Origin of the sequence: Planctomicrobium mucosum (genome assembly GCF_051466335.1) — a bacterium.
Taxonomy (GTDB): Bacteria; Planctomycetota; Planctomycetia; order Planctomycetales; family Planctomycetaceae; genus Planctomicrobium.
This window is the reverse complement of sequence record NZ_CP195793.1, coordinates 4,486,342-4,509,640: the sequence shown is the minus strand read 5'-3', so window position 1 is coordinate 4,509,640 and position 23,299 is coordinate 4,486,342. Positions and strand designations below refer to the sequence as shown.

The following is a 23,299-nucleotide window of genomic DNA, read 5'->3' as shown; positions in this document are numbered from 1 at the left end:
AAAATAACATCCTCCGACTTCAGAATGGCATTCCCGCATTCACATCATCACCTTACTCTACAACGAATCACAGTCATCCATAAGGATTTTGACGATTCATTTTTTGATCGGAGCCAACACTTTGAATGCGGAATCGGTTCCTCAAATTTTCATTATTGGCGGTGGTTTCGGCGGACTGGCGGCTGCGAAGGGACTTGCGAAGGTCAATGCAGAGGTTGCAATCCTCGACCGGAAGAATCATCACGTCTTTCAGCCGCTTCTCTATCAGGTTGCAACAGCCTCTCTCTCTCCGGCGGATATCAGTGCGCCCATCCGTTCAATTTTGCGTGACCAGAAGAATTGCAAAGTTGCTTTGACCGAAGTCACAGGGATCGACGTTGAAAACAAACGGGTCTACGTTCCCGGAGGCTATGCCTGCTACGACTATTTGATCCTTGCAGCAGGGGCCACACATGCGTATTTCGGAAACGACCATTGGGCTCAAGTCGCTCCGGGACTCAAGACGCTTGAAGACGCCACGAATCTTCGACGACGAATCCTTCTCGCGTTCGAATCCGCCGAATACGAAGGGAGCGAACAAGCCCGGCATGCTGCCCTGACGTTCGCGATCGTCGGTGGAGGTCCGACAGGTGTCGAACTGGCTGGTGCAATCAAGGAGATTGCTGGAAAAGCACTGCCGAAGGATTATCGGAATATCGACACCCGCACCACACGGGTGATTCTCTTCCAGTCTGGAAACCGAATTCTCCCTACATTCTCGGAAGAGCTGAGCAGGCGCGCGGAAGCTGATCTCGAAAAACTGGGAGTGGAAGTCCGCCTCAATTCGCGTGTCACTGACATTACTCCGCAGGGTATCTCGATTGGCGAGCTGAACATCCCTGTACGCAATGTCTTCTGGGCAGCAGGGGTAAAGGCGAGTCCGTTGGGAAGTCAACTCGGTGTTCCGCTGAACAAAAGTGGCTGTGTGATCGTTGGTCCCGATCTCACCATTCCCGGACATCCAGAAGTCTTTGTGATCGGGGACATGGCAGCGGCGACGTCAGCGGATACCAATTCTCCCATACCCGGTGTGGCGCAAGCTGGAATTCAGATGGGCAAATATGTTGGTCGAGTACTCTCGAGGGAGCTCGCGGGGAAATCGACTCCAGCTGACCGAAAGCCATTCGTCTACAAAGACAAAGGATCGATGGCGATCATCGGAAGCTCAAAGGCAATCGCAGAGATAGGCAGCTTGAAGTTCGGCGGCTTTCTAGCCTGGCTAGCATGGGGATTTATCCACATTGCGTTTCTGGTTGGTTTCCGAAATCGCAGTGAAGTGCTGATGAGTTGGTTCCTGAGCTGGCTGTCAAGTGCGAGCGAAGCGAGACTGATCACCGGGGACTCGACTCTCGAAGTTGTCGCGCCGCGGTCCGTCGGCTTTGTACGGGTGCCACCAACCTCTGAAAATAGTCAAACGGGAACTTCTCCGGATCCCAGCGCTGCTTGAGCCCGCAAATTCTGAAGCCGATTTCACTGAATGAGCTGCTATGAACAATCACTCCGATTCAGCTGATCCAACACCAATCCTTGATCTTCTGGTCGCCTACCGGCGTTCCAAAGCGATGTTCGCCGGGGTCAAACTGGGAGTATTCGATGAATTGGCGAATGGTCCGAAGACAGCTTCAGAGTTGGCGAGTTCGCTCCCAACTTCTCCTGTTGCCGTGACGCGTCTGCTTGATGCACTCGTCGGACTGCAACTGCTTCAACGAGCAGGAGAGAGCTATCAGAATTCCGCGGCCGCATCCGCCTATCTGACAACGCAAAGTCCTCAGCGGATGACAGGTTATATCAACTATTCAAACCGATCCGGGTGGAAGCTCTGGGGTAATCTCGAAGACAGCGTCATCGAAGGATCGCATCGCTGGACGCAGACATTTGACGATGACAAACCGATTTTCACTCACTTCTATCATGATGAGGAGAGCAAGCGTGAGTTCCTGATGGGAATGCACGGATTTGGCCTCATCAGCTCGCCGCACGTCGTCGCCGCTTTCGACCTGAGTCGATTCAAAACGATCGCAGACCTGGGCGGAGCGACTGGCCACCTTGCAGTCGCAGCGTGCCGCTTGTATCCACACATGGAGGGAATTGTTCTCGACCTCCCGGAAGTGACTCCATTCACTCGAGAAATGGTCGCCTCAACAGATGTCGCCTCCCGGGTCACCGTAGCTGACGGCGACTTCTTCGAAACAGAACTTCCCCAAGCCGACCTCTTCGCCCTTGGAAGAATCATTCACGATTGGAGTGAAGAGAAAAGCTTGAAGCTGCTGAGAAAAATCCACGCAGCGCTTCCGCTTGGAGGAGGATTGCTCCTCGCAGAAAAGATGATCAACCCCGAACGGAATGGTCCTGAGTGGGCGCTCCTACAAGACCTCAACATGCTGGTCTGCACGGAAGGACGAGAACGAACACTCGAGGAGTATCGACTTTTGCTCCAGTCTGCGGGATTTCAGACAGTGCAGGGGCAGGTCACTGAATCGCCAGCTGATGCGATCCTCGCGGTGAAATGACATCCACAGGAGGCACTCGGATTCGCCGTCTGCGTGTACTCGTAGAGCGTCTTCAGGGAATTCCAACCTGCGATCTTCACGCTTTTGAAGCGACGATTCCACCCATCACAATCAGAACGGAAGCGATGAGCACTCGCGTTGGCTGGACCGTCTTCCATTCTGCCAGAAAGAGTAACCCAATGAAGACCACAACCAATGTGTTCATGTTGTAAAGCGGGGCGAGTTGGCTGATTGTCCCACCGAGCTTTCGCAAAGTGAAAATAATCAAAGCGTTTGAGATGGCCCAGCAGCTTCCGAATAGAAATGCGAGGCTCGCTGCGCGACCAGAGATTAGGTACTCCTTTTCAACGACCATCACGACGGCGCCAACAATACTTGTCGCCAGCCCCGCCAGCATCAGCATCAATCCAGTCGCGATTCCAGCTTGACCTGCGAGCTTCTGGAAAACCCCGGCAATCCCTAATCCAATCGCAGGGATGAGTCCCCCGATAATCACGACCCATGTTTGAGAAGACATGATTCTGGTTCTGATAAAGAGTTCATTTTCAGCGTCAATTGAAGCTCCTCATCACAGACCACAGAGAAGCCGCTTCAGCAGAGAATTACCAACTCCATTTCGTTCTGCGTAGGTCTCGCTCATGGGAAGAGGAAATTTCTCAGTTTTGCAATCTTGAACGCCTCTCACGAGAGTGTGGCGTTCCGGCAGTAACTGAATGAGGGTTTGCTGCCATTCGCCTGCACACACACCTGAGGCAGGGGCTAACCGATCATCTGGCTCCGATGCTCCTGAAATCACCCATCAACAGAAACCGCCCTCGCAGTTCTGCAAGGGCGGTTTCGAAATTCAGATTTCAACGCGAAGCGCCATGATGTGTGCTCGATCACTCGGCCGGAACAGGAAACGGTGCAGGCTCGGATGGAACTGCTTCTTCGTAGCTGGTCTGTTCGATCACCACTTCTCGAGGTTCGATCGCGTCCGCAGGCTTCGCTGGTGCTTCCGCCAACTGACGAATCAACCCCTGAGCAAAGTCCTCATCTGCTTTGGCGAGCCCTTCATCGCCCGCAGTACGCAACTGGGCAGCACGTTGACGGTAGGCCTCTGCAACATGTTCGTCAATTCGACGGGCCGACTCATAGTCTGCAATCGCATCGCCAAATTTCTGCATTTCAAAGTAGGCATCCCCTCGTAGCGAATGGGCACTATAGCCAAATTCTTCAGCGAGAGCCGAGGTGCAATCCGCCACGACTTTTTCGTAATTGCCAGCCTTCATCTCCAACTGCGCACGTGTAAGTAATGCATCGCGGAACTTGGGGTTGAGTGTGAGTGCATTCTGCAGAGAGTGCGATGCTTCGTCGTTGCGATCCTGCAGCATCAAGTGCTGGGCACGGGTCAGCCACAGATGCGAATCTCGAGGCGAGTTCACGATTCTCTGATTCAGTTCATTCAGTGTTCGCAGCCAGTTTGCGTACTTGAAGTCCCGGGCCGCTGCAACTTCGTCTTTTTTAGCAGCGAATGCTTCAGACCTGGAGAAATAATGCTGAACATGATCCGGCTGTATTTCCAGAGCCTTCGTCAAATCACTGATTGCAAGGTCATGTTTACCAAGCTGCATCGCAACTCGGGAGCGGCTGGTGATCGCATTCAAATAATTCGGGTCAATCGCCAACGCAGCGGAAAAAGCCTGCTCAGCCTCTTCCAGTTTCTCAAGCTGCATCAAAGCAAAGCCGCGATTGTTCAGGGCGTCGACGTAATCTGGTTTTGCCTTCAGGGCGTTATCGAAATCTTTAAGGGCAAGCTCGAAATCCCCCTTTGAGAGGTAAATCAATCCGCGATTGTTGTAAGGCTGCGGGTAAGAGAAATCGAACCCAATGGCATCGCTGAAATCGGCGTCGGCGCTCTCATATTGTTTCGACTGCAAATAAAAATAGCCGCGAGTATTCAGGTATTTTGTGTTTTCAGGTTCAATCTGAATTGCCGCTGTCATGTCGGCGATCGCTTGAGGCATATTCTGCGCTTTGGACAGAATGGCTGCCCGTTTCAGATACGCTGCCGCGGACTTGGGTTGTAGCTGAATCGCTTGAGTCAGGGATTGGACCGACTTGTTCAGCTCGTTCTTGCTGAAGTGCTCATCCGCAATCTTGAGAAGTTCTTCATAGGAGAACGCAGGACTGACGGGCGCTGACGTGGCAGCCTCTTCAGGATTGGTCACGGCCGGGGCATCGGTCATGATCGCAGGTGAGGCGTCGACGTGAACCGTGCTGTCGCCGTTGCTTCCACAACCTGACAACGCAACTCCAAGTACCAGCCCCAAAGAAATACGCTTCATAGCTCGTTCCAGTCCATTGGCTCGAAAGCACTGAGCACTCGCATCATACTGCACCCACCCAATTCCTGGGGCAGCTCCCAACATCCCGATTCATTTCAGGAATTCGCGACTTGTAGCTTTGAATGCAGAAAAAGGTCAATGTTGCTTTGGTTTGCAACAGACGGATGCGGAACCGTCAACGCGCAGAAGTGCGCATAACCTGCAGTAGAAATAAAAAAGCAGCCACCGGACGGGCCTGACCGGTGACTGCTCGTAGTTGCTGTCAGTGCGGGCCAACGCCGACAGCGAGAACATTCTCGCCGGTCCCCAGAGAAGATGCAAGGGCACAATACCTCTTTGTTCGCATGCGATTGGATTGATGCAAGTGTTTTGCGAATGACATGTTATGCGTACTCAATATTCTTAAAAGAAGCACATAAGTCCAACATGCCCACATGTTAAATATCTCGCTCGCAGTAGTAATATCCGTGTCTGAAAGAGGATCGGCCATTCAAGTTATTGTTCGAAAGTACGTCCAAACCATATTCAAAATGACGTGTTTGCGCACAAAGTTGGCGGATTCCGTGTTAAGCTTCTTGACAAATATTCGATGTGCGAACTAAATCCGCAAATTCATTTCTAAACGTTTTGTAATCTAACGCTTCTGATTCGAGAGTTTAATGGAATGCTCTTCTCCTAACCCGTATTCTGCCAACAAATTGCGTGAGCAGGATGTGCTCGAATTCGACTGAAACTCAGCTGGGATTTATCTCGTTTGCGCCTAAATATGACGGGTTGCGCTCTCCTCATCTCCCGCGGCAGGGACCACCAAGCCTGTTCATCCCGACTCGACGATGACCATTTTTCACCGCGATACACCCTCACCACTGGACTCAAATCTACTGGTCCAATAGAACGAACCACTCTCCAGATCTGTGTTTCAGTCGCCCCTCGTACCGGCGACCGCGATGGAGAATCCCGATTCTGTGAGGGCGAACGACCGTTCTCGCCCTGTGGCGCCGACTTCTCCAGTTTCAGGGCCCGCGCAGGATCGCACTGAGTGAAAGTGAAGATCGATGAGAATTCAGCTCCCAGATGGTAGTCTGAAAGAATTTCCCGAAGGGACATCAGCAATCGACGTGGCCCGATCCATTGGTGAGCGACTCGCCAACGCCACAATTGCAGCGGAAATTGACGACCAGATTGTCGATGCCACACGACCGATCAATGAATTGAGTGATTCGGACCCGATTCAGCTCAAACTCCTGACAACCAAAGACGCGAAAGCGCTTGGAGTTCTCCGACACTCAAGTGCTCACATCATGGCACGCGCTGTCATGCGTCTGTATGACGGAGTAGGGCTCGCTTTCGGCCCTACGACAGGCAACGGTTTCTATTATGACTTTGACCTCGCAACTCCGATTCGCGAAGAAGACTTTCCGCGAATCGAAGCTGAAATGGAAGAGATCATCAAAGCGGCGGAACCATTCGAGCGGTTCTATCTCAATCGCGACGACGCTGTCAAATTCGTCTCGGACCTGAATCAGGAACTCAAGGCGGAGCACATCGCGACAGGGTTGAAGGACCACGAGTCACTCAGCTTTTATCGACAAGGCGAATTCGTCGATCTGTGCCGCGGTCCTCACATCCCGGATGCAGGAAAACTCAAAGCGTTCAAGTTGCTGAACGTCGCCGGTGCGTACTGGAAAGGGGATTCCAACAATCGCCATCTCCAGCGACTCTACGGGACAGCTTTCTTCGACAAGAAAGAGATGCAAGCGTATCTGGATCAGGTTGAAGAAGCCAAACGTCGCGACCATCGAGTTCTCGGCAAGCAGCACCACCTGTTCACAATTTCAACTGAAGTCGGGCAGGGGCTTTGCCTCTGGCTTCCAAAAGGAGCGACAGTTCGTTCCATTCTGGAAGACTTCATTAAGCAGGAACTCCTCAAACGCGGCTACCAACCCGTCTACTCTCCACACGTTGGGCGAGCGGAGTTGTACGAGACCAGTGGTCACTTCCCGTACTACCGCGACTCACAGTTTGCGCCGATCTTTGGGCATCCCGCAGGTCAGCTGGTCGACTACTGGAAGCAACTCCTCGTTGCCGGTGAACTCTCGGAGAAGTTTGAATCGGACTTCCTGCTGACAGCCAAAGATTGCGGTTGCCCGTTCCACGACTATCCGCAGGCTGGAACAAAGGAAGAGAAACATACCTATATTCAGAAGTGGGAACACCAGCAGGAACGCTACCTGCTCAAGCCGATGAATTGCCCACATCACGTGCAGATGTATAAGGCCCAACCTCGTTCCTATCGAGACCTCCCTGTTCGCCTCGCCGAGTTCGGAACTGTCTACCGACATGAGCAATCGGGCGAATTGAACGGGATGCTGCGAGTTCGGGGACTCACCCAGGACGATGCCCATCTGTTTTGTACTCCGGAACAAGTGGAGCAGGAATTCAAAGAGACGCTTGATCTGGTCAAGTTCGTCCTTTCCAGCGTCGGACTCGACGATTATCGCGTTCAGTTGTCCAAGCGGGATCCTGCTTCCGACAAGTATGTTGGAACACCCGAACTCTGGGACAATGCCGAAGAAACACTTCGCAGAGTGCTCGTAGAGAGCGGCTTGAACTTCACAGAGTGTGAAGGAGAAGCAGCATTCTACGGACCGAAAGCAGACTTTATGGTCCGTGATGCCATCGGACGTGAATGGCAACTTGGAACCGTTCAGCTCGACTACAATCTGCCAGAGCGATTCAAGCTTGAATACGTCGGCGCTGACAATGCGACTCACCGCCCTGTGATGATTCACCGTGCACCATTCGGATCAATGGAACGTTTTGTCGGAATGCTGATCGAGCATTTCGCCGCGGCGTTCCCACTCTGGCTGGCACCGGAACAGATCAGGATCCTGGGCCTGAATGACGACATGCTCCCCTACTGCGAAGAAGTGCAGAAGCAATTCCGCGAGGCGGGCTTCCGAGTCAACATCGATCGTCAGTCTGCAAACGTGAAGAAGAAGATTCGCGATGCCCAGCTAGACCTCATTCCGTACATGTTGGTGATCGGATCCAAAGACAAGGATCAAGGGGGAGTATCTGTGCGAGATCGAATCGACGGAGATCTCGGCTTCATGACACTGACCGATGCGCTCGCCAAACTGAAACAGGAGCGGGATGATCGCGCAATCCGCCAAGTTGTGAAGAGCCAGTTTTCAGGTTTCAACGATTCTGGTGAACCCGGGGAATCTGAGTCATCAGACTACTGATGTCGAACTGATGAGAGACTGAAGGGGGACGACGGGCGACTCAGTGTCGAAACCAGATACCACCCTCGTCCAAAGTCAGACTCTTGACTGTCAGAACCGAGATGACCAAGAGTCGTCCATAATAAGGAGCAGCACAACCACCGTTGTGCTGCTCCTTTTCCATTCACCTGACAGCGATTTCAGATCAGTCAACTTTGGGCTGACGTTTCTGGTATTGCCAGAAATCCACACTCGGTGATAATAGTTGCGTATCAACTGAGATCCAGTGGCAAGAATGTCACTGCTCCTGTGATGTGAAACACTGAAGTGGTGAGACAACGAAGATTGTTCCTCACCGATTGCGCTCTGTCTGGTCTTTTGGCAACTTGACAGCTGGCCCACGACGAGATTTTTTCTTGTTCGTTTGCTCTCCCGGAGTTCGTGTTTACCAGTTCTTTTCAGGAAACATCGACCGCGATCTCTCCATTTGAATTTGTTCGCTCATCGTCCAAGCTTGCTGTTTCGCCACATAGGTGGAGGTATTTACGATGACGTTGGGGAAAGAATTTCTCTCGCAGCTCGCTGCACGCCAGGATCAGTCCCAATTTCGACATGAGCATTGGCAGGGAACATTTTCTGAATACGTGGATCTCGTCAAAGCGAATCCGGCAATCGCTCGCACCTCCTACCAGCGGATCTATGACATGATCTTGCAGGATGGGACATACCCGGTCGATGGAAGCAAGGATCTTATTCGCTATCGATTTTTTGATGACCCGCATCACGATGGTGAAGACGCCATTTTCGGGCTAACGAATACGCTCATTGAGCTGGTGAATGTCTTCCGCTCAGCCGCATTAAAGTACGGAACAGAGCGACGAGTCCTTCTACTACATGGTCCAGTAGGAAGCTCAAAATCAACTGTCGCCAGACTGCTGAAACGGGGTCTGGAACGCTATAGCCGCACTGAAGCCGGTGCCCTGTACACCTTCGGTTGGAAGGAGGAAGACGGCAGTGTGACCTGGGATCCGATGAACTGCGATCCACTGCTACTCATCCCCGATTCAGCTCGTCACGAGTTCGAGAACTTTTTCAATGAAGGTCGAACAGACCACGGATATGACATCGAAATCGAAGGTCAGGTCTGTCCACTTTCCCGATGGCATTTCCAGGATCGTCTTCAGAAATTTGATGGAGACTGGACCAAAGTCGTCGAAACCGTTGTCTGCAAACGCGTGTTTCTCTCTGAGCAGGACCGGGTCGGGATTGGAACGTTCCAACCGAAGGACGAGAAGAATCAAGACTCGACCGAACTGACTGGCGACATCAACTATCGGAAGATCGCAGAGTTCGGTGCTGAATCTGATCCTCGTGCTTTCAACTTCGATGGCGAATTCAATGTCGCCAATCGAGGCATGATCGAGTTTGTTGAAGTGCTCAAACTGGATGTCGCGTTTCTGTATGACCTCCTCGGGGCATCGCAGGAACACAAGATCAAGCCCAAGAAGTTCGCACAAACCGACATCGACACTGTCATTATCGGTCACACGAATGAGCCTGAATACAAGAAGCTCCAGTCGAATGAATTCATGGAAGCCCTGCGTGACAGAACGATCAAGATCGACGTCCCGTATGTTACCACGCTGAATGAAGAGGTGAAGATCTACAACAAGAGTTACCACCCACGGCGAGTACGTGGGAAGCATATCGCGCCTCACACCGTCGAAGTGGCTGCGATGTGGGCCGTCCTCACTCGCCTGGAAACTCCCAAGCACCATGGGCTCACGTTGCTGCAGAAAATGAAGCTGTACAACGGTAAATCTCTCCCCGGATTTACCGCTGAGAACATCAAACAGCTTCACAAAGAGGCCCGGCACGAGGGACTGGAAGGAATCTCGCCCCGTTATGTCCAGGACAAGCTTTCGAACGCCCTTGTCGTGAACACCACAGCAACCAGTCTCAACCCGTTTATGGTGATGAATGAACTCGAGGCCGGTTTGCGGCATCACTCACTCATTGGAAGTGAGGATCTGCGAGAGCACTATCGGCAACTGATTTCGATTGTGAAAGACGAGTACACAGACATAGTGAAAAACGAGGTGCAGCGCGCGATCGCTGCCGATGAAGATGCGTTGACTCGTATTTGCTCAAACTACATCGACAACGTGAAGGCGTACACTCAGCACGAGAAAGTCAAAAACCGTTTTACCGGAGATGATGAGCAACCTGATGAACGCCTCATGCGGTCTATTGAGGAGAAGATCGAGATTCCGGAGTCACGCAAGGAGGACTTCCGCCGTGAGATCATGAACTACATCGGTGCGTTGGCCATTGATGGAAAGATCTTCAACTACAAGACGAACGAGAGGCTCCAGAAGGCGCTCGAAATGAAGCTCTTTGAGGACCAGAAGGACTCGATCAAGCTCACAAGCCTGGTTTCGCAGGTCGTCGACAAAGAGACTCAGCAGAAGATCGACATCGTGAAGGATCGATTGATTCGAAACTACGGATACAACGACGAATCTGCGACAGATGTCCTTCAGTACGTCGCGAGTATCTTTGCGAGAGGTGACACCAAAGATAACTGACAAAAGAAGAAGAGCCGCACTGAATTGTGCGGCTCTTCTTCTTGATTAATTGAATCCCGCAACATCAGCCTTCTCTGCTGAGGAGCGAGACTCTTGTTCATGCCTGAGGAGGTCTCTTAGTTCCCGAGAGATTGCTTCAAGCTCAGCATCTTCTTTGCACGTTCAATGGAGTTCGTCTTCTGAGTCTGCTCAAACTCGCTCTTTGGCTGAATCGCAATCGCCTCTTCAAGTGCCTGACGAGTCTTCGCCACGTCGATTGAAGCCGCTGGAATCGCACGATTTGTCAGAAGCGTAACGACCGAGCCTTTAATCTGAACGAACCCGCCGTCGATGAAGTAATGGTCACTTCCGTTGGCGAGATCAAATTTTAGCTCGCCTGTTCCAAGGCGACCAACGAGTGGAGCGCGGCCGGGCAGAACCCCGATTTGACCATCAAATAATGGAAATCGAAGTCCCTTCACTGGCTGATCCAGCAGCGTTTTTTCTGGAGTTACCAGAACCAGTCGAAGTTCAGTGGCAGCGATCATGAAAGTAAACTCGTACTAAATGACAATGACTTTTCCGCGTGATTCGGAATCAGAGGAGCGACAGAAGTCGTCTGCCGCCCCTTGATGATTCCAACGAGCACCATCGGTGCTACAGATCAACCACCTTTAGCCATTCGCTCAGCCTGCTCCGCAGCCTCTTGGACACCCCCGACGTACATGAACGCACTTTCTGGAAGATGATCCCACTTACCTGCACAGATCTCCTCGAAGGAAGTGATCGTTTCTTCGAGGGAAGTGAACTTACCGGACTTACCTGTAAACACTTCAGCAACGTAGAACGGCTGAGAGAGGAATCGCTCGATACGACGAGCACGAGCAACAACTCGCTTATCTTCTTCTGAGAGTTCTTCAACCCCCAGAATCGCGATGATGTCTTGGAGTTCGCGGTATCGCTGAAGAATCTGTTGAACAGCACGGGCTGCAGCGTAGTGACGCTCACCAACAACCTGTGGGTCCAGAATTCGTGACGATGAAGCGAGCGGGTCGATCGCTGGGTAAATACCCTTTTCCGCAATCTTACGCTCGAGGTAAATGAATGCGTCGAGGTGGCTGAACGCAGCAGCAGGAGCCGGGTCAGTCGGGTCGTCCGCAGGAACGTAAACGGCCTGAACGGAGGTGATCGCACCCTTCTTGGTCGAGGTAATACGCTCTTGCAACTGTCCGAGTTCGGTTCCCAGTGTTGGCTGGTAACCCACCGCACTTGGCATACGGCCGAGAAGAGCGGACACTTCCGAACCTGCCTGAGAGAATCGGAAAATGTTATCGATGAACAACAACGTGTCCGCGCCGGTTGTATCACGGAACCATTCCGCCATGGTCAGACCGGTCAAGGCCACGCGAAGACGAGCACCGGGTGGCTCATTCATCTGTCCGAAGACCATGCATGTCTGATCAATAACAGAGCGACCAGTGTCCCCGATTTTGGCATCTTCCATTTCGAGAATCAGGTCGTTTCCTTCGCGGGTACGCTCACCCACTCCGGCGAACACTGAGTATCCCCCGTGCTGGCGGGCGATACGAGCGATCAACTCGGTCAGAATAACGGTCTTGCCCAGACCCGCTCCCCCGAACAGCCCCGCTTTTCCTCCGCGGACGAACGGTGTCAACAGGTCGATCACTTTGATCCCTGTTTCGAAAACTTCAGTCTTCGAGGAGAGGTCTTCGAGTTTTGGAGCAGCACGGTGAATTGACCAACGCTCTGGATTGTCGAGCTCACCTTTTCCGTCGATCGGCTCACCGATCACGTTGAACACGCGACCGAGAGTTTCTTTTCCGACTGGAACAGACACTGGCTTACCAGTATCGGCAACTTCCATTCCACGAACCATCCCGTCGGTCGACGAGAGAGCAACGCAACGGACCCGGCCGCCGCCCAGATGCTGCTGGACTTCGCCTGTCACGCGGATCTGAACACCCTTGACCTCGGCGTTGACGGTGACTGCGTTGTAGATCTTCGGAAGTGAGTCTTCTGAAAACTCCACATCGAAAATGGAGCCGATGATCTGCGTGATATGTCCGACATTTGTCGCTGTGGCGGTGCTCATAAAAGCGAATCCTCTAATCATCAAGCTTCGGAGTGAGTCTTCCTGAAGTGAACGGGAACGGCTGGCTTCACCGTCTCTTCAATTTCAAAACACTTGTCCGACAGTCTCAACTGGCAGGTGAATTATTTGAATTGCGTCTTGTTTCAATGTCGCGATGACGTCTCTGACATCGCTGCTTTCACGTCCCGAGTTTCACGAAACGTGAACGTATTTCATATTTGATCGGCCTACTGAAGGGCGGCCGCTCCCCCGATGATTTCCGCAAGTTCCGACGTAATCTGTGTCTGTCGGGCACGGTTGTATTCCATCGAAATGTCGCGAATCATTTCGTCCGCGTTTTCTGTTGCAGACTTCATTGCAACCATTCGAGCAATCTGTTCGCCCACAGCCGCGTCGAGGAAGCATTTGAAGAAACGTGCCTTGAATGCTGCTGGCACAATCTCTTCCAGAATCTCTGTCGAACTTGGCAGGAATTCGTAGTCTGTCGCAACTGTGCTTCGCGCTGATCCAGTCGCCAAATCACCGAATGGCAACAGGGTTTCGACGGTTGGAACCTGTCGAGCCGAGCTGATGAACTTCTGATAAACAACGTCTAACCGATGAAGGCGACCTGCGATGAACTCTGAAACGTAACGATCAGCAATCGCATTGATCTCTTCAAAGCCAGGCTTGTCTTCGAATTGCGTGTATGCTTCGTCAACAGCACGCTTCTCGAATTTCATGAACGCCAAGCCGCGTTTTCCGGAGACCTCAAGGCTCAGCTGCTGTCCTGCTGCCTGAATCTCGCGGATGCGAGCAACCGCCTGCCGCAAAACACCACCATTATATCCGCCGCACAACCCGCGGTTCGATGTGAGAACCAGAACCTTGACGTTCTCTGTTGTCTCTGGTTGTTGCAGCAACGGATGACTGAAGGTCATGTTTGACTGCGACAGATCGGACACAATCTCATTGATCTTCTTGGTGTATGCAGCAGCCTCAGTGGCACGATCCATCGCCTTTTTAAACCGCGCAGTTGCGATGAGTTCCATCGTCCGCGTGATTTTGCGAATGTTTCGAACCGCCTTGCGGCGTTTCACGAGTGCTCGAGCTTTGGCCATGGGAAACGGTCAGTTTGTTTTGAGCGATGAAATTGGAATCTTCATTGAAGATGATCTGCTGCACGCCAACAATGCACAGCAGATCCTGTTCTTCACACTAGGCCTTGGCTGGTTCTGGCTTGAATCGGCTCACGAACTCAGACAGGGCATCCTTCAGGTTCGCTTCGACATCGTCCGAAAGAGTCTGCGTTTCCACGAGAGCCTTACGAACTTCGCTCTTCTCATCGCGAATGAACTGGAGGAGTTCTTTCTCTGCACGAGCAACCTGGTTACGTGCGATCTTATCGAAGTAACCTTTTGTTCCTGCGTAAATCGAGATGACCTGATCGGCCATATCCAGTGGCTCGTACTGTGGCTGCTTGAGCAGTTCGACCATTCGGTAACCGCGGTCGAGCTGTCGCTGAGTACCAGCATCGAGTTCGGTACCGAGCTGAGCAAACGCTTCCAATTCACGGAAGGCAGCCAAGTCCAGTCGCAAAGAACCGGCGATCTTCTTCATCGCCTTCGTCTGAGCGTTACCACCGACGCGGGAAACCGAAATACCGACGTTGATCGCAGGACGAACCCCTGCGAAGAACAGGTCTGGCTCGAGATAGATCTGACCGTCTGTAATCGAAATCACGTTGGTCGGAATGTACGCAGACACTTCCCCTTCGAGGGTTTCGATGATTGGCAATGCAGTCATCGATCCACCGCCGAGCTCGTCGCTCAACTTAGCTGCTCGCTCGAGGAGACGGCTGTGACAGTAAAACACGTCCCCTGGATACGCTTCGCGACCTGGTGGACGACGCATGAGCAACGAAAGCTGACGATAGGCCTGAGCCTGCTTGGTCAAGTCGTCGTATACAACCAGAGTGTGCTTGCCCTGATACATGAAGTGCTCAGCAATGGCAGCACCAGCGTAAGGTGCGATGTACTGCAAAGGAGCTGGATCCGCTGCCGATGCAGACACAACGATGGTGTAGTCCATCGCGCCATGCTTCGTCAGAGCCTCAACGACGGCTGCCACGTTCGCTGCACGCTGGCCGCATGCAACGTAAATACAGATGACGTCGCCACCTTTTTGGTTGATGATGGTGTCCAGAGCAATCGCGGTCTTTCCGGTCTTGCGGTCACCAATGATCAATTCTCGCTGTCCACGACCGACTGGGGTCATGGAGTCGATCGCCTTCACACCGGTCTGCAATGGCTGCTTCACCGGCTGACGGGCTGAAACGCCTGGAGCAGGGTATTCGACTGGGCGGCTTTGACTGGTCACAACTGGACCCTTGCCGTCGAGTGGATTACCCAACGGATCAATCACGCGACCAATCAGCGATTCGCCGACAGGAACGGACAACAATGTGCCGGTTGTTTTGACTTCGTCGCCTTCTTCAATCTGGAGGTAATCCCCCAAAATGATGATACCGACCGAGTTTTCTTCCAGGTTGAAACACAGACCACGTGTTCCGTTGGAGAACTCAACCATTTCCCCTGCCATGGCGGACGAAAGCCCCACGGCGCGGGCGATTCCGTCCCCCACCTCAATCACGCGACCGACTTCTGCAGTCTGAACTTGACTGTTGAAGCCCTCAATTTCCTTCTGGATGACTGAAGCGATTTCGTCCGCTTTGAATTTCATGGAGATACCCTTTGCGAAGTCGCTGACGCAGGCTGGTCAGCCGCGTCTTCAGCGATCCATCATACACGGTGTCACCGACCTGAATAACCAGTCCACCAATCAGACTCTCATCCACAGTCGGAATGAGGATTGGTTCGATCTTCAGGGCGGATTGAAGTCGGTTCTTAATACGATTGAGTTGCTCTTCGCTGAGCGAAACAGCACTTTTCACTTGAACTCGCACTTGCCCGCGACGAACTTCAAGTTCATTACGTACCGACTCAAGAACGACAGGGAACAGTTCCGCCCGGTCATGCTCAATCAGCACCATGAGAAACTTGGAAAATCCGGCACTTGCGTGCGGTTCGATTGTCTTGGAGATCAGAGCCAATTTCTGATCGCGATTCAGGAACTGCGAAGTCAACATTTCCGCAAACTGCGGTGATGCATTGAGAACGTCGTCCTGAAACGATTGAATCTCTTCCAGCGGATCGGCTTCACCCGCTGTTGTTGCAGCATTCAAATACGCCAAGGCATACACACGTGCGACAGCTTTCGCGCTGGGATCTTCCAGAACCTGCGACGAACGTGTTGTGGTAGCTTCGGACATTTCTAAACACTCTCGATGAACGAATGCACTGAATCAGGCTAAACAGGAACTGCATTTGATACGACTCAGCAAAACGCCAGCAATACCGAATACTGTTCAAACACGATCAGATGGAAAGCCCCGCCAGAGCTTCATCCAGCAGGCGATTCTGATCGTCTGCCTGAAGATTCTGACGCAACTTCTGCTCGGTACGAGCCGTGACCTGATCGGCAACGGTTTCAAAAATTTCATTCAGAGCCTGGTCACGTGTGCGACCAATCTCGAGATTTGCCCGATCCAGAGCGGATTGAGCTTCGCGGGCGGCAGTCGCTTGAATCTCATTGCGTGTGCTCTGAGCATCGCGGCCTGCTTCATCGCGAATTTCGCGAATCTTCTGATCCAGGGCTTCCACGCGTCCTTTAGCAGCACGCAGGCTTTCCAAAGAAATATTCAGAGTCGATTCGGCAGTTTCAATTGCAGCTGATTCGGAGGTCTGTCGAGCTGACATGTTCGTCAACAACGAATCCCACAGGCCGAGCTTCTTAATCGCAAACGCAAATCCGATGAATGCAATCAAGGACCAAAAGTTGAGGTCCTTCTTGATTGAGTACTCACCGTGACCATCGTGATGATCGTCAGCAGTAGCTGATGATTTCTCCGCATGATCGGCTGCCTGCAGATTGGGTGTTCCAATCAGGCAGGCTGCCCACACAAACAGAATCGCCCACAGTCCGGCCGCACGCCGTGCAACCGGCTGATGTGAGGAAGGACGATGATTGGTTGTGTTGTTGATCATCGGAAAACTCATCTCAAATACGGAAATCACGCTGGAGAACATTGTGCGAACGTTGCTCACCATTTGCCTCCCGCAACATGTGCTGTCGCGAGCGAAACCTGCTCTTCGACCTTTGCTTCCAGATCTTGAATTGCGGAAGTCTTCGCTGCACCGATGGCGGCGATCGCTTCTGCCTTGATTCTGGCTGCATCAGCTTCAGCCTTGGAAACGATTTCTCGTCTTTGTGCTTCTGCCTCTTCACGTGCTTTTGAGACAACCGCCTGAACTTCGTTGTAGACTTCCGCCAAACGGGTTTCCGCCTGGGCAGTGAGTCGTTCAACATCAAGGCGCGTCTGCTTCGCTTCTGCTTCTGCTTTAATGACCCGTTCTTCACGGGCATCAAGATTGGCAATCAGTGGCTGCCAAACTGTTGATCTCATGACAAAAACAAACGTCACGAAGACCACCAGCGAGAAGACAAACAGTGGAATCGATGGAACGAGTGGTGGCTTGTTGTAGTCCACACCCCCATGTCCATCGCCAACTGCTTCGTGCTCAACATTGTGCACATGCTCCAAAGGCTCATGTGCAGCAGCGGGATCAGAAGAGTTGGTCGACGCCGCATCTGCAGCGTGAGCGGTGACTGCGAATGATCCAAGGATGAGTCCCAGAACCATGCAGCTGACACTCACACGTGACAGAGCCGACAACAAATTACCAGTTTGCCAGATTCGCATGTTCAACCACGAAGCAAAGAACGCTGGAGACAACAAAAAGACAAGTCGTTCAAGGCCAGCTATTACGAGAACAGTGCGATGATACAGACGATCAGTGCGAAGAATGTCGCACCTTCGATCAGAGCTGCAGCCAGCAGCATACCGCCGCTGATGTCCTTGGAAGCTTCTGGCTGTCGTGCGATGCTTTCGACAGCTGCAGCACCGACTTTACCGATTCCCAGACCTGCACCCAGGATGATCAGACCAGCACCAAACGCTGGGCCAAGGTCGATCAGGGCACGTGTTGAAGCAGCTGCTTCCTGTGCGAAAGCTGGAGTAGCCAGGGCCAACACTGCAACACCGACGGTCCACATCATTTGGAAAGCTCGAGACACGCTCTATCTCCTCACATTTAGTTACTTGGTCGAAAACTCAGAGTTCACTCAATTCAACGTCGCTGGTGCAACATCGACATCCCGGTCCTGTGCTCGAAGCTTAGTGCTCGTGCAGGGACATAGAGATGAAAATCGTTGACAGAAACGCGAAGACATAAGCTTGGATAAACGCCACCAGCAGCTCCAGCAGACCGATACCGATCTGTCCGAAAAGGCTGGCAGGTGCAACGACGCCCCACAGTCCGGTTCCTGCGGCATCAGCGATGAACGCAAGGAAAACACCGAGAACCGTGTGACCACCCATGATGTTGGCGAACAATCGAACCGCCAACACCGAATGTTTAATGAACAGTCCAAAGACTTCGATTACGAAGATCATTGGAACCAGCAGAACTTTCATTGGACCTGGTGCTTCGAAGGCCGGGACTTGATGAGCGAAAAACCCAATCGGACCGTACTTGCGAACGCCGTAGTAGAACGTTGCACCAAAAGCGACAATCGCCAGAGCAAGTGTCACGCTGATGCTTCCTGTTGCTGACCCCAACCAAGGAAGTGCCCCGAGGAGGTTACAGAACAGGATATAGAAAAAGGCTGACCAGACGAACGGTGCGTACTTGTCTGCCGGATGGCCCCCGTGCGGAATTCCGCGAACCGGCTCAAGATTCGGAGCGTCATGACCGTGGCCATGATCATCGTGTCCGTGTGCATCGGGATCACCGATCACTGGTCGGACAACCTGATCGCGGACATAGACCGCGAGCATTTCCCAAAAATTCCAAAACCATCCGTTTGCAACTTTTCCACCCTGAATATGCTTCACAAGACCCCGGAAGATCAGGAAAGCAAGCAAGGCAGCGACCAGCTGCAAAACCATGAATTTGGTAACTTGCACGCCAGCGATACTCGGTAGCTCGAGATGCTTACCAAATGGTAGCTCGAACTGACTGAAATCGTAGACGTGATGAAATGTTCCGTGTGCAGCCAACATAGCTATACAATTCAGTTCGACGTCAGTGCCCGACCGGCGTCTCGACACGTCGAGACACGGAATTTGACCGGAAAGCAAACCAAGTCTCGAGACCCAGATTTGCCAGATAAACTAAACCAATCGCCAGAAAAAAACTGGGAGTCCGCAATACTGGCAGCAACAACACACCGGCACCAGCCAGAAGTGCTGTAGATATCAGACGGAGCATCGTTCCGGCTACAATCGACGCGGCCTGGACGCCACGGCAATAAAAAAACACGACAACAATCGCACTAACCGGCAGAGAAATTACACCCGCTGCAAGTGCACCCCAAACCGCGTCCATTCCTACCTGAGTCCAACCAATGAGTGCAAATAGTCCGCCAACGATGATGATCGCCAGCAGCATTGCCCCCAACTGAATCCCCAAGGATTTCAAGATGAACCCTAAAATGAACTACAACTTGGAATCAGTACGATGAAATGACTTTACCATTAACCAAAGGTGCCAAAAGAGCACAAGAAGACCAAGCCCGCTTCCAACCAGTAGAAGCAGCGGTGTTGTCCCCCAATACCGATCGCCCCAGTAGCCAATGAGCACAAGAAACGCGATCTCGAATGAGATACTTGTGACTTGTGTGGCCCAAAAAATCGCAGTACGAGACGACGATGGCATTGAACCCTTCAAGTAATTCTCCCGACCAATCCAATTCGTTGACAGGGCAGGAAATCTCGCGTTCGGCAAGTCTAGTCCCGTCTAAAACCTAAGTCAAAGCTGCATTACAGGCCTCGTCATATATCCTCATTTTTGGTGATGACAGCAGAGTTCAATATCTTCCCGTTTCTTCAATCAACATCCGTAATTCCCGTAATTCGTGGGTTTTGAGGCTGATTTCTCAATGATCCAGCCTGTGGTCACTTCAGAACTTTCCCTGCATGCTTCCTTTTGGAATGATATTTCCTGATGATGAGAATCGTTAGATTCGACGCGGGCAGGAAATACGGCAACCTCAGAGGGCTTATTTCACCGACTGAATGAACCTGTCATGGAGCGGCTACACACCATCCCGTGTGCCTCCCCTGAAATTGACAGCATTTTTTCAAGAACACCACTGCAAATTTGAGATTTTACAATCCAGCAATCAGGACCCCCAGACGCACCAGCTTCGAGGATTCTTGATGGTAAACGACACCCAAGACAATCTGATCGTACAGGAAGTCGGAGAACATTGGCTCCGTTGTCGATGGTCGATCAGTGACAAAACGATGTCCAGAGCAGTGAGCGCAATGGGACGCGATTCCCATCGCGCGAAAAGGATTCTCAGAATACACAGAATCAAACAGGATGAATCGGGGCCAAAAAATCGAGCTCTCCATCAAGAGATCGTGATTCCGTCCCAGTCCAATGAATGGTTCATTCACGCCCCGTCCAAAGACGATGCCTGGGGGCTCGAACTCGGAATGGCTTTTGGGGATGGACGATTCTTTTCCATGCTGCAGGCTCCCGCAGTTGCCCTGACTGGCACGTACACGCAGCTACAGACGTCCAAAAAGTTTCTTGGCGACGAAAGGCTGCTGTCCACCCTTAGCAATGGTGAATCTCTTCCCCTACAGGTCCGGGGGCAATTCTCGCTGCAGGGACGCACTCGCCCTGGCGCAATCGCATCCGTTGACGACCAAGACGTCGCTGTTGACCGCACGAGCGGAGATTTCAAATGGCAAACTAAACTGACAGACGGAAGACTGGTTGTTCCAGTGAAAGTGTCGGATGGGCTTCAGATTCAACGTGCGCTTCTGTCAATTGACCTGAACTTCCACTTACTCGAGCCAGAGCCCTCATCCGATATTTAACCGGGGATTTCAGCCGGAAATCTGAGGACGGAGACGAAGTTTCTCCTGAAATCGAATTCAACGGCAGAAAGAATTCCCCCGGATAATCTTCCTAATGTACTGGAGCTTGTGCGATGTGACAGCTACTTTAAAGCCCCTCTCGCTCGCACGAAATGGCCTCGACCAGCAAACATGTCCCAACTTATGCCGACTGCTCTGGAAATTGCACAGGAACTGATCAGGTTCGACACTGTCAGCTCTAAGTCGAATACTGCGATCACAGACTTCATTGAAGATCTGGTCAGAAAACACCATTTCGAAACGGAGCGAATTGAGTACACAGACCGTGCTGGGGTCCAGAAATCCAATCTGATCGCAAAGCTCGGAAGCGGTCTTGGAGGCATGGGATATTTTGGCCACACGGATGTGGTTCCCGCGAGCAAATGGCTTTTCGACCACCACGGCCCCTTCGAACCGACCGTTCGCGATGGACTGTTATTTGGTCGCGGAAGCACAGACATGAAAGGCTCGCTCGCCTGCATGCTGGCGGCCATTATTCACCGCAGCCAAGCAGCACTGTCCGCCCCGATTTACTTCTGCTGCACAGCGGACGAAGAGGTTGGGATGCATGGAGCTGAGATTGTTCAGCAGCAATCGCGACTCTACCGCGAAATGGTGACGGGCAACACGAAATCGATCGTCGGAGAGCCGTCACGTTCCATTGTGGTCCACGGCCACAAAGGTGGCTGCGGAATTCGAGTGACAGCCAGAGGAATTGCTGCCCATTCTAGCACTCGCAAGGGAGTCAGTGCGAACTGGAAGATGATCCCGTTTCTTGCCGAAATGCAGAAATTGAATCAGGAAATGGAATCTGATCCTCAATGGCGGAATCTCGATTTTGACCCTCCCACGATGACCATGAATCTTGGAGTCAACGATTTCAATTATGCGATGAACGTCACTGCAGCCCAGAGTGTGTGCGTGATCTATTTTCGAGCCATGCCACAGATGAACACGGACCCGATCATCGAGAAAATTCAGGCAGAGGCAAAGAAGAACGAACTCGAATTTGAGCTGACCTTCCGAGCGACGCCGTTCTTTCGCGATCCGGCTGCCCCGTTTGTTCAGGAATGCCTGGATTTTTCAGAGACTAAGCAACCTCACACTGTTGCATACGGAACAGATGCAGCCCGCTTTCAGGACCTGCAAAATTGCATCATCATGGGGTCTGGTGATATCGCACAGGCACACACTCACGATGAGTTCATCAGCTTGAAGGAACTCCAAATCGGGACGGACACGTACTCCCGCATGTTGCACCGTTGGTGTCAGAACTAGCAGGATTTACTTGAAAGCTTGGCATTTGGGGACGACGAATCGAGTTCAGCATCTGTTCGCCCCCGCGAGTAGCGACTTTGGCAACGCTGTTGCAACGGCCGACGTCGAAGTGAACCCGACCCGAAGCTGTGCGGCAAGCCGGACGCCCCCACCAGATTATTCCTTCATTGAGTTGAGACAATTTCATGGGTCTGTTTGCAGGGACACCGTTTGATCGACCTCCACATTGCGAGCGGTGCGAAAAGCTGGAGTCGGAATGCACTTGCCCTTCTCCAGTTGAAGAACGGACTCCGCCGCAGAAGCAAAAAGTGCGACTGCAACTAGAGATTCGGAAGGGCAAAAAGCAGATCACCACGATTCGTGGACTTGCCGACGAAGGGACTCATCTGACTGATGTGCTCAGCCAGCTGAAGAACACGTGCGGTGCTGGTGGATCACTTCAATGCGATGTCTTGGAACTCCAAGGTGACCAGCGGGAACGATGCACCATCTGGCTCAAAAATGCAGGCTATCAGGTGCGTTGAACTCACTCACCAAAGAGCCCGCCTGCCCTCGCGCCCGAAGTTCATGAACTGTTCTCAGGCGAGGCGGCTTTCGACACATTGGCCGTGAGCGCCAGTTCGTGGGATGGTCAGTTCGGTTCACGCGAATTAGCTGACGATACTGAGGGCCGACTTGGCTGGAGGAGTGCTCGAATTCTGCACGTGAGCAGATGTTGGCTCCCAAAGATTTTCTGAATTCGTCTCATCGATCCGATTGCTGTCACGCAGCTGATAAACACCGGTCGACTCAAGCTCGAAAAACTTGCGGAACCACAGCATCTGCTGGACCCGTTCTCGCGGGTTCACCAGGCGAATTTCAATTCCACGTTCCATCCAGTCGAACAGCATTCCGAAGAATCCGCTCGGAATGTGCTGCACAGCATGCATGTCGATCGCCGCGGCTTTCACGTTCTCATTGGCGATGAGACGGAAGAGCGTATCTCGAATGAGCGAAAGGTCGGCACCATCCCAAATCTCCATATCACCAATGCTGAGCAATGCTCCGTGCTCAGTAGGGGAGACTTCAAGATCGTGTGTGTACTTGCGATCAGCCATATTTCGTGTCCTGAAATCAAACTCGCAGCAATCCACTAGTTGCCCGTTGACGCAATGATCAGGCCAAATGCACATTAATTTCGTTGCAGTCACGACATACCGCGAGCCA

At 52.3% G+C, this 23,299-nt stretch carries 21 protein-coding genes; 7 read left to right on the top strand and 14 right to left on the bottom strand.

All coding sequences use genetic code 11. The features are described 5' to 3' along the window. Positions 1–121: 121 nt before the first annotated feature. Positions 122–1,486: an NAD(P)/FAD-dependent oxidoreductase gene (locus SH668x_RS17875; RefSeq protein WP_437186424.1), complete on the top strand. Its 1,365-nt coding sequence runs from the start codon at positions 122–124 to the stop codon at positions 1,484–1,486. Between the two features lie 40 nt (positions 1,487–1,526). After that, a complete protein-coding gene (locus SH668x_RS17870) occupies positions 1,527–2,549 on the top strand; it encodes a class I SAM-dependent methyltransferase (protein WP_437186423.1) in 1,023 nt (340 codons plus the stop codon). Positions 2,550–2,625: 76 nt separating this feature from the next. Here the strand turns inward: SH668x_RS17870 and SH668x_RS17865 are convergent, their stop codons facing one another. Both SH668x_RS17865 and SH668x_RS17860 read right to left on the bottom strand, forming a co-directional pair. Beyond that, entirely contained in the window at positions 2,626–3,066 is a 441-nt protein-coding gene (locus tag SH668x_RS17865; RefSeq protein WP_437186422.1) for a hypothetical protein, read from the bottom strand. Positions 3,067–3,430: 364 nt separating this feature from the next. Beyond that, entirely contained in the window at positions 3,431–4,876 is a 1,446-nt protein-coding gene (locus SH668x_RS17860; protein WP_437186421.1) for a tetratricopeptide repeat protein, read from the bottom strand. Positions 4,877–5,931: 1,055 nt separating this feature from the next. Here SH668x_RS17860 and thrS point away from each other — a divergent pair. Both thrS and SH668x_RS17850 read left to right on the top strand, forming a co-directional pair. Beyond that, positions 5,932–8,124 (top strand): threonine--tRNA ligase, encoded by a 2,193-nt coding sequence (gene thrS / locus SH668x_RS17855; RefSeq protein WP_437186420.1) that lies wholly within the window; start codon positions 5,932–5,934, stop codon positions 8,122–8,124. A gap of 527 nt (positions 8,125–8,651) precedes the next feature. Beyond that, positions 8,652–10,691, top strand: a complete 2,040-nt coding sequence (locus SH668x_RS17850; RefSeq protein ID WP_437186419.1) for a PrkA family serine protein kinase — start codon at positions 8,652–8,654, stop codon at positions 10,689–10,691. Between the two features lie 116 nt (positions 10,692–10,807). Here SH668x_RS17850 and SH668x_RS17845 read toward each other — a convergent pair whose 3' ends face one another. From SH668x_RS17845 to SH668x_RS17795, 11 genes are all read right to left on the bottom strand, one after another. Further along, entirely contained in the window at positions 10,808–11,218 is a 411-nt protein-coding gene (locus SH668x_RS17845; RefSeq protein WP_437186418.1) for a F0F1 ATP synthase subunit epsilon, read from the bottom strand. Between the two features lie 116 nt (positions 11,219–11,334). After that, positions 11,335–12,783, bottom strand: coding sequence for a F0F1 ATP synthase subunit beta (gene atpD / locus SH668x_RS17840; RefSeq protein WP_437186417.1), 1,449 nt, complete (start codon positions 12,781–12,783; stop codon positions 11,335–11,337). A 227-nt stretch (positions 12,784–13,010) separates the two neighbouring features. Next, positions 13,011–13,883, bottom strand: a complete 873-nt coding sequence (gene atpG / locus SH668x_RS17835; RefSeq protein ID WP_437186416.1) for an ATP synthase F1 subunit gamma — start codon at positions 13,881–13,883, stop codon at positions 13,011–13,013. 97 nt (positions 13,884–13,980) lie between these two features. After that, entirely contained in the window at positions 13,981–15,504 is a 1,524-nt protein-coding gene (gene atpA / locus SH668x_RS17830) for a F0F1 ATP synthase subunit alpha (protein ID WP_437186415.1), read from the bottom strand. Continuing rightward, complete coding sequence (gene atpH / locus SH668x_RS17825) at positions 15,455–16,093, bottom strand: ATP synthase F1 subunit delta (protein WP_437186414.1); 639 nt, start codon at positions 16,091–16,093, stop codon at positions 15,455–15,457. Before atpH ends, atpA begins: the two co-directional genes overlap by 50 nt. Positions 16,094–16,199: 106 nt before the next feature. Further along, a complete protein-coding gene (locus SH668x_RS17820) occupies positions 16,200–16,931 on the bottom strand; it encodes a F0F1 ATP synthase subunit B family protein (protein ID WP_437186413.1) in 732 nt (243 codons plus the stop codon). Next, complete coding sequence (locus tag SH668x_RS17815; RefSeq protein ID WP_437186412.1) at positions 16,925–17,584, bottom strand: ATP synthase F0 subunit B; 660 nt, start codon at positions 17,582–17,584, stop codon at positions 16,925–16,927. Before SH668x_RS17815 ends, SH668x_RS17820 begins: the two co-directional genes overlap by 7 nt. 62 nt (positions 17,585–17,646) lie before the next feature. Next, complete coding sequence (locus SH668x_RS17810; RefSeq protein WP_437186411.1) at positions 17,647–17,958, bottom strand: ATP synthase F0 subunit C; 312 nt, start codon at positions 17,956–17,958, stop codon at positions 17,647–17,649. Positions 17,959–18,058: 100 nt separating this feature from the next. Then, complete coding sequence (atpB, locus tag SH668x_RS17805) at positions 18,059–18,946, bottom strand: F0F1 ATP synthase subunit A (protein ID WP_437186410.1); 888 nt, start codon at positions 18,944–18,946, stop codon at positions 18,059–18,061. A gap of 22 nt (positions 18,947–18,968) precedes the next feature. Continuing rightward, a complete protein-coding gene (locus tag SH668x_RS17800) occupies positions 18,969–19,364 on the bottom strand; it encodes a hypothetical protein (RefSeq protein WP_437186409.1) in 396 nt (131 codons plus the stop codon). A gap of 18 nt (positions 19,365–19,382) precedes the next feature. Further along, a complete protein-coding gene (locus tag SH668x_RS17795; RefSeq protein WP_437186408.1) occupies positions 19,383–19,601 on the bottom strand; it encodes an AtpZ/AtpI family protein in 219 nt (72 codons plus the stop codon). Between the two features lie 503 nt (positions 19,602–20,104). Between SH668x_RS17795 and SH668x_RS17790 the strand changes: the two genes are divergently transcribed. The 3 genes from SH668x_RS17790 to SH668x_RS17780 all read left to right on the top strand — a co-directional run bounded on the left by SH668x_RS17790 (position 20,105) and on the right by SH668x_RS17780 (position 22,617). After that, positions 20,105–20,776, top strand: a complete 672-nt coding sequence (locus SH668x_RS17790; protein WP_437186407.1) for a DUF4912 domain-containing protein — start codon at positions 20,105–20,107, stop codon at positions 20,774–20,776. Between the two features lie 171 nt (positions 20,777–20,947). After that, positions 20,948–22,093 carry a M20/M25/M40 family metallo-hydrolase gene (locus tag SH668x_RS17785; RefSeq protein WP_437186406.1) on the top strand — a complete coding sequence of 382 codons (1,146 nt, stop codon included), beginning with the start codon at positions 20,948–20,950 and terminating at the stop codon, positions 22,091–22,093. 185 nt (positions 22,094–22,278) lie between these two features. After that, positions 22,279–22,617 carry a translation initiation factor gene (locus SH668x_RS17780; protein WP_437186405.1) on the top strand — a complete coding sequence of 113 codons (339 nt, stop codon included), beginning with the start codon at positions 22,279–22,281 and terminating at the stop codon, positions 22,615–22,617. A gap of 126 nt (positions 22,618–22,743) precedes the next feature. Here SH668x_RS17780 and SH668x_RS17775 read toward each other — a convergent pair whose 3' ends face one another. After that, on the bottom strand, positions 22,744–23,190 hold the full coding sequence (locus SH668x_RS17775; protein WP_437186404.1) for an STAS domain-containing protein: 447 nt from the start codon (positions 23,188–23,190) through the stop codon (positions 22,744–22,746). Positions 23,191–23,299: the final 109 nt, after the last annotated feature.

Bases quoted from the DNA above. Each gene is read 5' to 3' on its own strand.
- SH668x_RS17820 (WP_437186413.1), bottom strand. From the start codon at position 16,931: ATGGTGAGCAACGTTCGCACAATGTTCTCCAGCGTGATTTCCGTATTT.
- SH668x_RS17790 (WP_437186407.1), top strand. From the start codon at position 20,105: ATGGTAAACGACACCCAAGACAATCTGATCGTACAGGAAGTCGGAGAA.
- SH668x_RS17870 (WP_437186423.1), top strand. From the start codon at position 1,527: ATGAACAATCACTCCGATTCAGCTGATCCAACACCAATCCTTGATCTT.
- atpB (WP_437186410.1), bottom strand. From the start codon at position 18,946: ATGTTGGCTGCACACGGAACATTTCATCACGTCTACGATTTCAGTCAG.
- atpH (WP_437186414.1), bottom strand. From the start codon at position 16,093: ATGTCCGAAGCTACCACAACACGTTCGTCGCAGGTTCTGGAAGATCCC.
- atpA (WP_437186415.1), bottom strand. From the start codon at position 15,504: ATGAAATTCAAAGCGGACGAAATCGCTTCAGTCATCCAGAAGGAAATT.
- atpG (WP_437186416.1), bottom strand. From the start codon at position 13,883: ATGGCCAAAGCTCGAGCACTCGTGAAACGCCGCAAGGCGGTTCGAAAC.
- SH668x_RS17815 (WP_437186412.1), bottom strand. From the start codon at position 17,584: ATGCGAATCTGGCAAACTGGTAATTTGTTGTCGGCTCTGTCACGTGTG.
- SH668x_RS17785 (WP_437186406.1), top strand. From the start codon at position 20,948: ATGTCCCAACTTATGCCGACTGCTCTGGAAATTGCACAGGAACTGATC.
- SH668x_RS17845 (WP_437186418.1), bottom strand. From the start codon at position 11,218: ATGATCGCTGCCACTGAACTTCGACTGGTTCTGGTAACTCCAGAAAAA.
- SH668x_RS17860 (WP_437186421.1), bottom strand. From the start codon at position 4,876: ATGAAGCGTATTTCTTTGGGGCTGGTACTTGGAGTTGCGTTGTCAGGT.
- SH668x_RS17850 (WP_437186419.1), top strand. From the start codon at position 8,652: ATGACGTTGGGGAAAGAATTTCTCTCGCAGCTCGCTGCACGCCAGGAT.
- SH668x_RS17780 (WP_437186405.1), top strand. From the start codon at position 22,279: ATGGGTCTGTTTGCAGGGACACCGTTTGATCGACCTCCACATTGCGAG.
- atpD (WP_437186417.1), bottom strand. From the start codon at position 12,783: ATGAGCACCGCCACAGCGACAAATGTCGGACATATCACGCAGATCATC.
- SH668x_RS17775 (WP_437186404.1), bottom strand. From the start codon at position 23,190: ATGGCTGATCGCAAGTACACACACGATCTTGAAGTCTCCCCTACTGAG.
- SH668x_RS17795 (WP_437186408.1), bottom strand. From the start codon at position 19,601: ATGCCATCGTCGTCTCGTACTGCGATTTTTTGGGCCACACAAGTCACA.
- thrS (WP_437186420.1), top strand. From the start codon at position 5,932: ATGAGAATTCAGCTCCCAGATGGTAGTCTGAAAGAATTTCCCGAAGGG.
- SH668x_RS17865 (WP_437186422.1), bottom strand. From the start codon at position 3,066: ATGTCTTCTCAAACATGGGTCGTGATTATCGGGGGACTCATCCCTGCG.